The organism is Sedimentitalea sp. (genome assembly GCF_039973035.1).
GTDB lineage: Bacteria > Pseudomonadota > Alphaproteobacteria > Rhodobacterales > Rhodobacteraceae > Sedimentitalea.
This window is the reverse complement of the sequence record NZ_JBDWLR010000042.1, coordinates 339,149-351,309: the sequence shown is the minus strand read 5'-3', so window position 1 is coordinate 351,309 and position 12,161 is coordinate 339,149. Positions and strand designations below refer to the sequence as shown.

Sequence of the window (12,161 nt, the reverse complement as noted above, 5' to 3'; positions counted from 1 at the left end):
CGATGGTCTATGTCTGGCGTGTGGCCAAAGCGTCGGACAACACCGACAGAACCTGCTCGCTCGGCACATCGGATGTCACAAAAGCGTCGCCGATACTCCGCGCCAGGATGAACCTAAGCTGCCCATCCACAACTTTCTTGTCCTGCCCCATCAGGTCGAGCAGGCGCTCTGCAGATGGCAACGTGCCTTCGATATCGGACAGATCGGTTTTCATGCCCATGTCCCGCAGATGCGCCCGGACCCGGCTGGGACATTCCTGACTGCACAGCCCCATTCGCGCAGACAGCTCAAACGCCAGCGCGCAACCAATCGCGACCCCTTCGCCATGCATCAATCGCTGCGAATACCCGGTTGCCGCTTCAAGCGCATGGCAGAATGTGTGCCCAAGGTTCAGAAGTGCGCGGTCGCCCTGCTCGGTCTCGTCCCGCGCCACGATATCCGCCTTCATCTCTACCGAACGGCGCACCGCCTCAACGCGGGCCTCCATGTCACCTGCTGCCAGCGCAGGACCGTTTTCCTCAAGCCAGTCGAAAAACGCCGCATCGCCAAGCAGGCCATATTTCACGACCTCGCCGTAACCCGCGAGAAAGTCCCGCGTGGTCAACGATCCAAGGATGGCGGTATCGGCCAGAACATGCACTGGCTGATGAAAAGCCCCGATCAGGTTCTTGCCCTGCGGCGCGTTGATGCCGGTCTTGCCGCCGACCGAGCTATCGACCTGCGCCAAAAGGCTTGTGGGGATTTGAACAAACCGCACACCACGCCGCAATACCGCCGCCGCAAAGCCTGCCAGATCGCCGATCACACCGCCGCCAAAGGCAATAACCACATCGTTGCGTTCGACCTTTTGATCGAGCAGCCATTCCACCGTACGGCTGAATTGTGGCCAGCCTTTGGTTGCCTCGCCCGGCGGTAGCGCCAGCGCGGTCATTTCAATCCCTTGCGACGCCAATCCAGAGCGCAAGCGCTCAAGATGCAAACTTGCCACTGTCTCATCGCTGACCACCGCCACCTTGGGGCGATGCAGAAACGGCGCAATGCGTGCACCTGCGTCATTGATCAGATCAGGGCCAATTTCGACGTCGTAAGACCGCGCGCCAAGAGCGACATGAACGGTTTCGGGCATAGTTATTTCACTTCCAGAACATCAGGGCGCGTCGCCAGAACGACGAGCACGCGATCCACCATCTGCTCGATCGACGCATGACCGTCAGAGACAACCGAGAGATCCGCCATCGAATAGATTGGTACGCGTTTGTTGTAGATTTCTTCCAGGGTACCGCGTGGATTGCCCGTACGCAGCAAAGGACGCGTATCCTTGTGTTTCACCCGACTCCACAGCACCGGCAAATCCGCATTCAACCACAGCGACACGCCACGCTCGGAAATCATCTGACGGTTGGCTTCTGCCAGAAAGGCGCCGCCCCCGGTCGAGAGCACACAACATTCCCCATCCAGAAGGCGCGAGATCACCTGGCTTTCCTTGTGACGGAAAAACGGTTCTCCATCACGCTCGAATATCTCGGGTACGGTTCTGTCTGCGGCCTTTTCGATCTCGGCATCACTGTCCAGAAACGGCGCACCCAGTCTGGCTGCCAGCGCCCGGCCTACCGCCGTCTTGCCCGCGCCCATCATGCCAACCATGACTACGGTTTTTTTCAACCGTCCAGAATGCGGAATCGACCGCACTTTCGTCATGCTTTGCTCATTTTTGCTCATTCTTCTCTGAATGACGTGATCTTCCGGAAAAGGCCATATATAACTTAATCAAAAGACTGATACAGGACCCTGCAGCCAAATGCGTAGATTGCTTAAATTATTGTTGTATCTCGTTTGCTTGGCGTTCATCGCCGTGGTTGCCTATGCCTATGTCGGGCCGTGGTTCGGCTATGATTTTTCAGAGCCGCAAACCGAGATAAGGAAGCCGGTAGAGCTGGATGTGGATTAGAACCGCACTGGCGTTGATGCTTCTGCCTGCGTCGCTCTGTGCCGAAGAACCGCTTTCGGTGATTGAATGGCTGGGCGAGCATCCCCCTGACGCCACTGCCCCGGTGCATCTGGAACCGCCGGTCGTTCAAAGTGCGAAACAGCCCGAGATACAGATCAGCGTGCTTGCCGCCGCGGCCATCCCGGTGGGTCTGGTGCCGTATGACGTGACCGGGCTGCCGCTTGATCTTTGGGCGGGCAGCGATGTGGACAATCTGGCCCGGCTGATCGCCGACGCCCCTGTTGCCCGCAGCCCGGCGATGCAGACACTGCTTTACACCCTGCTGCTTACCGACTCGGTCCCACCGGATGGCAAAGCCGCGGCCGAGACGTTGCTGCTTGCCCGCATTGACCGCCTGCTCACACTTGGCGCGACCGATCCGGCACAAGCCCTGGCGGAACAGGCCGACCCAACCCAAAGTGCCGCAGTGTTTCAGCGCTGGTTTGACGCCACCCTCCTGACCGGAGACGAAGACCGTGGGTGTGCGACGTTGGCGCAAGCTGCGTATCTTGCACCTGACTACGCGACGAGAATCTTTTGTGATGCGCGGCGCGGCGACTGGCAAACCGCCGCGCTGACATTGGAAACCGCCCATGCGCTGGAGCTCTTGCCGCGCGCCAAGCTCGATCTGCTCGACCGTTTTCTGAGCCCGGACGTATTCGAAGACGCGCCGCCGCTCCCGGTACCTGCGGATCCGGATCCTCTGACCTTCCGGCTGTTTGAGACAATTGGCGAGCGACTGCCCACGGCATCTCTTCCACGTGCGTTTGCGACCGCCGATCTACGCGACGTCGCGGGCTGGAAGGCCCAGATCGAAGCGGCCGAACGCCTCACCAGGATTGGCGCATTGGCCCCCAACCAGCTTCTCGGCCTCTATACGGCACAGCGGCCATCTGCTTCGGGGGGCGTTTGGGACAGGGTCAGCGCCTTGCAGAAATTAGACAAGGCGGTTCTGGCGCGTGACGCCGACGCCGTCACAAAAACCCTGCCGCAAGCATGGCGCGCCATGCGCAATGCCAATCTGGCGGTCCCGTTTGCCCAACTCTTTGCTGACGACCTCGCCAAGGTCGCCCTTAGCGATCCTGCGACGCGGGAGCTTGCATGGCGCATTCGATTGCTGTCGTCCTCCTACAAGATAGCCGGTGCCTCTTTGCCGAATGAAAATCCAGACACCCGCTTTCTCGCCGCTCTGGCAAGCGGTGATCCAACTGCGGTGGCACCGCCCAACGACATCGCCATTGCAATCTCAGAAGCCTTCGAACTGCCTGTTAGCGGCACCGGAGCGATCCAGTTATCACTTGGCGAGACCCTGCTCGTCGCGATTCGCGACTTTGACTCCGGGATCGACGGGAATGTCGGAAACCTGACGCAGGCCTTGGCAGCTCTACGCGCCCTCGGCCTTGAGAAAACGGCAAGACAAGCGTCCCTGCAACTCATGCTGCTCGGAGAACTCTGACCATGCCCGGCCCTAATGACGGCCTTCAGTGGATTTCCATTTTTCTAGAGGCGCAAGCCGCCGAACTTGGCGCGGCGACCAATACGCTTTTGGCGTATGGGCGTGATCTCAAGAACGTGCAGGCGTGGCTAAACCGACGCAAGATCAGCTTTGCGACGCTGACACGCGAGCAGATTGAGGAATACCTGATCCATTGCGACGCCCAGGGCCTGTCAAAATCCACCCGCGCCCGGAGACTTTCGGCAATCCGGCAGCTCTATCGATTCGCGTTTGAAGAAGGCTGGCGTGTCGACAATCCCGCGATCCAGATCAAGGGACCGGGACGGGACAAGCGTCTGCCCAAGACATTGGATGTTGTCGAGGTCGACCGCCTGCTTGCCGCTGCCCGCGACACCGGGCGCAGCCCAGCAGATCGATTGCGCAACACCTGCCTGATGGAATTGCTCTATGCCACCGGGATGCGGGTCAGCGAGTTGGTCGCCCTGCCCGTTTCTGCGGCGCGCGGTGATCCACGGATGCTCCTGATCCTCGGCAAAGGCGGCAAGGAGCGTATGGTGCCGCTGTCGCCCCCTGCTCGTGCGGCGCTCACCATCTGGCTCGGCGAGCGGGACAGTGCCGAGGAGAAGGCCACCGCCAAAGGCGCGCAGCCTTCACGTTTTCTGTTCCCGTCGCGTGGCAAGTCCGGGCATCTGACCCGGCATCGGTTTTATTTGCTGATCAAGGAACTGGCCGTAGCCGGTGGAGTTTCCCCCGCCAAGGTTACGCCACATACCCTTCGTCACGCGTTTGCCACGCATCTACTGGCCAATGGCGCCGATCTGCGCTCGATCCAGACGCTTTTAGGGCATGCGGATGTCGCCACGACCGAGATCTATACCCATGTACTTGACGAGCGACTGACCGAACTGGTTATGGAACATCATCCGCTGGCCCGTGGCCGCAAACCTTCTGACACAGACACCTAACGCCGCCCCTCTTGATCCGTCACGCCCGTGACCCCATAACCGGATCATCATCAAGGATACCCAAACAACGCATGGAAACGAGTTCTTCTGTCATGGACGTCGCCTTTTGGATGACCAGCGCCGCGATCCTGTTCCTTTTGGTTCTGTCGGCGTTTTTCTCAGGATCGGAAACGGCGCTGACGGCGGCCTCGCGCGGCAAGCTGCGCAGCCAGGCCGACAAAGGATCGCACGGGGCCGAAAAGGCGCTGGCGATCACCGAAGACAGCGAGCGGCTGATTGGCTCTGTCCTTTTGGGCAACAACCTCGTGAACATTCTGGCGACTTCGCTGGCCACCGCGCTCTTTACCCGCGCATTTGGGGAATCCGGCGTTGCGATGGCGACGCTGGTTATGACGGTTCTTGTGCTTGTCTTTGCCGAAGTCCTGCCCAAGACCTATGCGATCATCAATTCTGAAAAGGCCGCAGCCGCCGTCGCACCGGTAATCAGTCTGGTGGTGACGGTGTTTGCCCCGGTTGTAATGGCCGTGCGTTTCCTCGTACGAGGTGTGCTGCGTGTTTTTGGCGTCGAGGTCGACCCTGACAGCCATGTGCTCGCGGTGCGCGAGGAAATCGTCGGAGCACTGCAATTGGGTCATTCCGAAGGCGTTGTGGAAAAGGAAGACCGTGATCGCATCCTAGGCGCGCTCGATCTGGGGGAACGCACCGTCGAAGAGATCATGTTGCATCGTTCCGGAATTGAAATGATCGACACGTCCAGCCCACCCGAAGACATATTGCAGCAATGTCTGGACAGCCCCCATACGCGTCTGCCTGTATTTCGCGACGAGCCCGAAAACATTATCGGTGTTGTGCACGCCAAAGACCTTTTGCGCGCGATGTACAAGCTGGTCAGCGGTGCGAGCGGCAACGCCCAACCCTTGCAGCGGTTCCGCATAACCGATGTGGCGAATCCGCCTTACTTCATTCCCGAAACCACGACGCTGGATGATCAGATGCGGCAGTTTCTGCGCATGCGGACACACTTTGCGTTGGTGGTCGATGAATATGGCAGCCTGCAGGGGCTGATCACGCTTGAGGACATCTTGGAAGAGATCGTTGGCGAAATCACCGACGAGTTTGACCCCGATGCCGAACTGCCGGTCACGCGTACAGATGACGGGCAATACATCATTGATGGAGCCATGACGATCCGTGACCTCAATCGTACCACCGATTGGGGCCTGCCCGATGACGAGGCCAACACGATCGCCGGGCTGGTCATCCACGAGGCGCAGATGATCCCGGTGATCGGCCAGGTCTTTTCCTTCCACGGCTTTCGGTTCGAAGTCATGGCCAGAGATGGCAACCGGATCACCGGGTTGAAGATACGCCCGCTGTAGTATCAGGGGGCGCTGCCCCCTCCGGTGAAAATCTGCGATTTTCTCCGTTCGCCCCCGGAGTATTTACCACAAAGATAAAAGAGGTCAGACGCGCAGCCGAGCCCCTTTTGGGTCAAATGGTGGTTCGGCAAGGATGGTAGCGCCATGAGGCTTGCCAAGAACCATAACCTCGACCCTATCACCGGGAATGGCGGCGCGTACAAAGCCAAGCGCTAGGCTCTTGCCCACAGTGTACCCATAAGTTCCTGACGTAACGCGGCCGATGCCCTGCCCGTCCTTGAAGATCGGCTCGCCGCCGGTTGCGTCGGCATTTGAGGCATCCGTGTCGCTGGCATCCAGCGCCAGCAGCACCAATTGTTCCCGTGCAGGCGACGCCAGAGTGTCGGCGACCGCAGATTTGTTTAGAAAATCCTTGTCCATCTTGCAGAGCCGGTCCAGCCCGACCTCTTGCGGATAGTATTCCGGCGAATATTCCCGCCCCCACGAGCCATAGCCCTTTTCGATGCGCAGGCTCATCAAGGCGCGACTGCCCACCGGGCCGGCGCCGAATGCCTTGCCAGTCTCGATCAGTGCCGTGTAGAGGCGCAACTGGTCTGCCTCTGCACAATGCAGTTCCCAGCCAAGATCACCAGTGAAGGACACCCGCAGGGCAAGGCAGTCGACGCCAGCAATCTCGACCCGTTGACTGCGCATGAAGGGAAAGTCCTCGGTGGCGAGCGATGTGTTGGTCAGACGTTGCAACAGCGCGCGGCTCTCGGGACCGGCCACGTTGAATCCGCAGAGCGCCGTAGTCTGGCTCTCGAATGTCGTGCCACCGGTCAGCGACACCTGTTTGAAGAACCTCTGGTGGTATCGCTCGGCCATACCCGAGCCGATGATCCAAAATTCGTCATCGGCCAATCGCGTGACGGTGAAATCCCCGGCGATACCACCTCGTTTGCCGATCAGGGGCGTCAGACAGGAGCGGCCCACTTTTTGCGGCATCCGGTTGGCAAAGACAGCGTTCAGCCATTCCTCGGCCGCCGGCCCGGCGCAACGATACTTGGCAAAATTGGAGATATCGATGATCCCCGCGTGTTCACGCAGCATCCGGCATTCCGCGCCCACCGGCTCCCACCAGTTTTGTCGCGTGAACCCGTTGGTATCCGTAACCCCCGGCGTATCCGCGAACCAAAGCGGATGTTCCCAACCGATATTGAGCCCCATGACAGCGCCCATTTCCTTTTGCAGATCATGGACCGGTCGGGCTCGCGAAGGCCGACCGGCGCTGCGTTCTTCGTTGGGAAAATGGATGGCAAAGCGATGGGCATACTGGTCACGGACTCGCGCCTTGGTAAAGGTCTTGTCGGCCCAATCGCCAAACCGTGCCATGTCCCAGGCGAACATGTCATACTTGGTCTCGCCTTCGACAATCCATTGCGCCGCCATCAGCCCCATCCCACCGGACTGGGAAAAGCCCGGAATGATGCCGTTGCAGCAAAAGTAGTTCGACAGTTCCGGCACCGGGCCGAACAGCACGTTGGCATCCGGCGACCAGATCATCGGACCGTTGATGACCCGTTTGATCCCCGCCTCGCCGACCGCCGGCACCCGTTCGATGGCGCGCATCATGTTGTCCTCGATACGTTCGAGATCATCGGCGAAGAGTTCGTGGCCAAAGCCCAACGGCGTGCCCTCTTCGGCCCAGAACCGCATGTCGCGCTCGTAGGCACCGACCAGCAATCCCTTGCCCTCTTGTCGCAGATAGTATTCGCCGTCCCGGTCGCTGACCGAAGGCAACCGGCGATCTAAGGCAGCAATGTCCGCAATGGTTTCGGTAACAAAATACTGGTGTTCGGTCGGTTGCAGCGGCAGCGTAACCCCCGCCATTGCCGCGACTTCGCGCCCCCAGAGACCAGCGGCGTTGATCACCCAATCCGTCGCAATGTCGCCCTTGGGCGTGCGGACAATCCAGCTGCCATCGGGCTGCTGCTCGGTGGCGGTGACCGGACAGAACCGTATGATCTCTGCCCCGTTCTGCCGCGCGCCCGAGGCATAGGCATTGGTCACGCCGCTTGGGTCGACATTGCCGCCATCGGGCTCCCACATGATGCACCGGATGCCGTCGAAATTGACCAGCGGGTGAAGGCGCTCGGCCTCGTCCCGGCTGATCTCGTAAAAGTTCATATCGTAGAGTTTTGCCTTGGCCGCCTGCAGTCGCAACTGGTGCTCGCGTGCCTCGGTCTGCGCGAGATAAAGCGAACCCGGTTGAAATACACCGCAGGACTGGCCCGTTTCCGCCTCGAGCGATTTGTAGAGATTCATTGTATAGTGCTGGATGCGCGAAATATTGGTGCTGTCATGCAGACCGTGAATGTTGGCAGCCGCGTGCCAGGTTGATCCGCTGGTCAGTTCATCACGCTCGAGCAGGACAACATCCGTCCATCCCAACTTGGTCAGATGATAGAGGATGGAGCAACCGATCACTCCGCCTCCGATGACAACGGCCTGTGCGTGGGTGCGCATGGGAAACGATCCTTTGTGAGTGTCCTGCCGGACATTCTTACGTTTCCCATCCGCGCCCGATTGCGAACCAGCGACATTTTTCGTCGCGGCTGGACAAGTCGGCACCGGATGCCGAACTCACATTCGGAGCCGATTGCCGGGCACAGCCCGCTCACGTCGTCTATCTGAGCCGCGAAGCGACATCGGTGAAATTGCCTTTGACGCGGACTTCGCCACCGTCGCTCATCCGGATGTTTGTGATCGCATCCGGTGCCGTCGTGTTCGGGGCAACCTTGGCCAAGAATCCGGGGGCCAAATTCAGTGGCAGGTTGTTCTCGGCGTCGACAAACTCGGTGAATGTGAGAACCAGCCCATCAGATACACCAAGATCGTCCTGATCCAGTGCAAGCGGCTCTTCATCAACCGACGGGCGCACGACAGGCACGTCTAAAGCGACATACCCATAATCGTCAGGCTCGGTGTAATCGATGAATGTTTCCCCGCTCGGGAAACGCGGCAGCAACAATGGTTCTCAAAATGAGTTCTGATAGACAGAAACGCGCCCGCATCAATTTGATGCCGAAACGCGTCGCTCTTTAGAAATGCGGCCCCATAAGATCTGGATCATACCATGTCGCGCCGATTCAGAACACCGACGCAGAGGTTGAAGTCAGCGGCACAATGGTGTGCCATCAATCGCATCAAAACGGCATATCCTGTCGCATTTGAACCAGCCAAGGCGGCCACGTACGCCAATCCTCTAGGCAAGATCGAACCGGAGATATGTCATGCAAACAACCACCCGTGTTGCCGTCATCGGGGGCGGCGTTGTCGGCTGTTCCGTGCTTTACCACCTGACCAAGCTCGGTTGGTCCGACGTCATGCTGATCGAACGCAGCGAACTGACCAGCGGATCGACATGGCATGCGGCGGGCGGATTTCATACGCTGAACGGCGACACCAATATGGCGGCTCTGCAGGGCTATACGATCCGGCTTTACAAGGAGTTGGAGGAGATCACCGGCATGTCCTGTGGGCTGCACCATGTTGGCGGCATCACGTTGGCCGACAATCAGGACCGCTTTGATATGCTGCTGGCCGAGCGGGCCAAGCATCGGTTCATGGGTCTGGAAACTGAAATCGTTGGGCCTGACGACATCGCCAAAATTGCACCGATCACCAATCTCGGCGGGATCATCGGCGCGCTTTACGATCCGCTTGACGGCCATCTTGATCCTTCAGGCACCACACACGCCTATGCCAAAGCGGCGCGGATGGGTGGCGCGACCATCGAAACCCATTGCATGGTCCGCGAAACCAACCATCGTGCCGACGGGACTTGGGATATTGTTACCGACAAAGGCACGATTCACGCCGAACACGTGGTCAATGCCGGTGGCCTCTGGGCGCGCGAGGTCGGAGCGATGGCTGGCGTCTATTTCCCACTGCACCCGATGGAACACCAGTATATCGTCACCGATGACATCCCCGAAATCTATGAGCGTGGCAAAGGGCACCCGCATGTGATGGACCCGGCGGGCGAATCCTATCTGCGGCAAGAAGGGCGCGGCCTTTGCATCGGGTTTTATGAACAGACCTGCCGCCCCTGGGCAGTGGACGGCACGCCCTGGTCGTTTGGTCACGAACTCCTGCCCGATGATTTCGACAAAATCGAACATAGTATTGAATTTGCGTACAAACGCTTTCCCGTGCTCGCCACGGCGGGGGTGAAATCGGTCATCCATGGTCCGTTTACCTTTGCGCCCGATGGCAATCCGCTGGTCGGCCCGGTGCCAGGTCTGCGCAACTATTGGTCAGCCTGCGGTGTCATGGCTGGGTTCAGCCAAGGAGGCGGCGTCGGTCTCACGCTGGCGCAGTGGATGATCGAAGGTGAACCCGAACGGGACGTGATGGCGATGGATGTGGCGCGTTTTGGCAGCTGGATCAGCCCCGGTTATACGCTGCCCAAGGTTACCGAGAACTATCAGAAACGGTTTTCCGTCGCCTATCCAAACGAAGAACTGCCCGCCGCACGCCCGAACCGCACCAACCCGATGTACGATATCTTCAGCAAAATGGGCGCGGTCTGGGGCCAGCAATTCGGACTGGAGGTCGCCAACTACTTTGCGCGCGGGGACGAGCCGACCTACGAAACCCCATCCTTTCGCCGATCAGACGCCTTTGCCGCCACCGGGCGCGAAGTGCGGGGTGTGCGCGAGGGCGTCGGCATCAACGAATTGCAGAATTTCGGCAAATACCGGATCACCGGCCTTCGCGCACGCGACTGGCTTGATCACATCATGGCGGGCCGCGTTCCCGCTCCGGGCCGGGTCAGCCTGACCCCGATGCTGTCGCCCCGAGGGCGGTTGATTGGCGATTTCACGATCTCTTGTCTTTCCGAGACTGAATTCCAGCTCACCGCCTCCTATGGCAGCCAAGCCTACCACTTCCGCTGGTTCCAACAACATCACCAAGATGGCGTAATCATCGAAAACATAAGCGATATCCGCACCGGGTTTCAGATCGCGGGGCCAAAGTCCCGCGAGGTACTGGCCGCCTGCACCCGGTCCGACATCGGCGACATGCGCTTTCTTGATGTGCGGCGTCTGACTGTTGGCATGACCGACTGCATTGTGCAGAGGCTCAGCTATACCGGCGATCTCGGATTTGAAATTTATTGCGATCCGATGGCGCAGCGCCAGCTGTGGCAGACACTCTGGCAAGCGGGGCAACCTCACGGGATGATACCGTTTGGAATGCGGGCAATGATGTCTCTGCGGCTCGATCGGTTCTTTGGCAGCTGGTTGTCCGAATTTTCGCCGGATTACACAGCTGCAGAAACCGGGCTGGACCGCTTCATCTCGTTCCGCAAGAACGCTGATTTCATCGGGCGCGCCGCTGCCGAAGCGGAACGCATCAACGATACCGCGCGCAAACTAGCGGCGTTCGAGGTTGCGGCCGAGGACGCGGATGTGCACGGTTACGAGCCAATCTGGCTGGACGGCGCGGTTCAGGGCTATTGCACGTCGGGCGGTTATTCTCACCACGTGGGAAAATCGATTGCCTTGGGTTTTCTGCCGACCGAACGCATTGCCGAAGGTCTCGAGGTCGAGATTGAAATCCTTGGCCAAATGCGTCAGGCAACCCTGATCACAACACCGCTGTTTGACCCGGACGGAACGCGCTTGCGCGGCTGATTGCGCCTGCTCGCAGCGGCGCTAGACTGAGCCGATGAATACACCGGTCACAGATATGCCGATCCTGTTGCTCGCCGCCGGGCAATCCTCGCGAATGCGCGGAATCGACAAGCTTTTGCAAGAGGTGGACGGCAAACCGCTGATCCGGCGACAGGCCGACATTGCGCGCGCTGTCACCAGCGGGCCGGTGATCGTCGCGCTACCCCCTGAGCCTCATCCCCGCTACGACGCTCTGGTTGGTGCAAATGTGGAGGTGTTGCCAGTTCCGATGGCAGCGGAGGGAATGAATGCTTCGCTGCGCACTGGTTTTGCGGCGCTACCAGCAGATGTGGATGCAGCCATGCTGCTGCTTTGCGATTTGCCGGAGCTGACGCAGGCGGACCTCGCCCGGATCGCTCTGGCCCACGACCCGAACAGTGACACTCTGATCTGGCGTGGCACTACGCAGGATGGCAAACCGGGACATCCCATTGTCTTTTCCTCCAAGTTATTTGGTGAATTCAGTGGTTTGACTGGGGATGGTGGTGGCCGCGAAGTGGTCAAAGCCGCAGGCACCCATATCGCCCATATCCCCCTGCCGGGCAACCGTGCCCGACTTGACCTCGACACCCCCGAGGATTGGGCCAAGTGGCGCGCTGCGCACGAAAACGCTTGATTAACTCGCTACACAGAACGCCGCAATCAAAGGCCGCC

Annotated in this window: 10 protein-coding genes; 6 read left to right on the top strand and 4 right to left on the bottom strand. The window is 59.5% G+C overall.

Going from position 1 to position 12,161, the window contains the following annotated elements:
- Positions 1 to 7 precede the first annotated feature (7 nt).
- Both aroB and ABJO75_RS10370 read right to left on the bottom strand, forming a co-directional pair.
- The gene (gene aroB, locus ABJO75_RS10375; protein WP_348129912.1) at positions 8 to 1,126 is read right to left on the bottom strand and encodes a 3-dehydroquinate synthase; all 1,119 of its coding nucleotides are present in this window, start codon (positions 1,124 to 1,126) and stop codon (positions 8 to 10) included.
- Positions 1,127 to 1,128: 2 nt separating this feature from the next.
- Positions 1,129 to 1,719, bottom strand: a complete 591-nt coding sequence (locus ABJO75_RS10370) for a shikimate kinase (protein ID WP_348129909.1) — start codon at positions 1,717 to 1,719, stop codon at positions 1,129 to 1,131.
- A gap of 79 nt (positions 1,720 to 1,798) precedes the next feature.
- Here ABJO75_RS10370 and ABJO75_RS10365 point away from each other — a divergent pair, with 79 nt between their 5' ends.
- The 4 genes from ABJO75_RS10365 (at position 1,799) to ABJO75_RS10350 (ending at position 5,787) form a co-directional block, all read left to right on the top strand.
- A complete protein-coding gene (locus ABJO75_RS10365) occupies positions 1,799 to 1,948 on the top strand; it encodes a hypothetical protein (RefSeq protein WP_348129906.1) in 150 nt (49 codons plus the stop codon).
- A complete protein-coding gene (locus ABJO75_RS10360; RefSeq protein ID WP_348129904.1) occupies positions 1,938 to 3,443 on the top strand; it encodes a hypothetical protein in 1,506 nt (501 codons plus the stop codon). The genes ABJO75_RS10365 and ABJO75_RS10360 overlap by 11 nt, the downstream gene beginning before the upstream one ends.
- A gap of 2 nt (positions 3,444 to 3,445) precedes the next feature.
- The gene (locus ABJO75_RS10355; RefSeq protein WP_348129902.1) at positions 3,446 to 4,408 is read left to right on the top strand and encodes a tyrosine recombinase; all 963 of its coding nucleotides are present in this window, start codon (positions 3,446 to 3,448) and stop codon (positions 4,406 to 4,408) included.
- A 71-nt stretch (positions 4,409 to 4,479) separates the two neighbouring features.
- Complete coding sequence (locus tag ABJO75_RS10350; protein WP_348129899.1) at positions 4,480 to 5,787, top strand: HlyC/CorC family transporter; 1,308 nt, start codon at positions 4,480 to 4,482, stop codon at positions 5,785 to 5,787.
- An 84-nt stretch (positions 5,788 to 5,871) separates the two neighbouring features.
- Here ABJO75_RS10350 and ABJO75_RS10345 read toward each other — a convergent pair whose 3' ends face one another.
- A complete protein-coding gene (locus ABJO75_RS10345) occupies positions 5,872 to 8,292 on the bottom strand; it encodes an FAD-dependent oxidoreductase (RefSeq protein WP_348129896.1) in 2,421 nt (806 codons plus the stop codon).
- A gap of 160 nt (positions 8,293 to 8,452) precedes the next feature.
- Positions 8,453 to 8,794 carry a hypothetical protein gene (locus tag ABJO75_RS10340; protein ID WP_348129893.1) on the bottom strand — a complete coding sequence of 114 codons (342 nt, stop codon included), beginning with the start codon at positions 8,792 to 8,794 and terminating at the stop codon, positions 8,453 to 8,455.
- 265 nt (positions 8,795 to 9,059) lie between these two features.
- On the opposite strand from ABJO75_RS10340, the gene ABJO75_RS10335 reads away from it, so the two are divergent.
- Both ABJO75_RS10335 and ABJO75_RS10330 read left to right on the top strand, forming a co-directional pair.
- Positions 9,060 to 11,468: an FAD-dependent oxidoreductase gene (locus ABJO75_RS10335; RefSeq protein WP_348129890.1), complete on the top strand. Its 2,409-nt coding sequence runs from the start codon at positions 9,060 to 9,062 to the stop codon at positions 11,466 to 11,468.
- A 34-nt stretch (positions 11,469 to 11,502) separates the two neighbouring features.
- A complete protein-coding gene (locus ABJO75_RS10330) occupies positions 11,503 to 12,123 on the top strand; it encodes a nucleotidyltransferase family protein (protein ID WP_348129887.1) in 621 nt (206 codons plus the stop codon).
- Positions 12,124 to 12,161 lie beyond the last annotated feature (38 nt).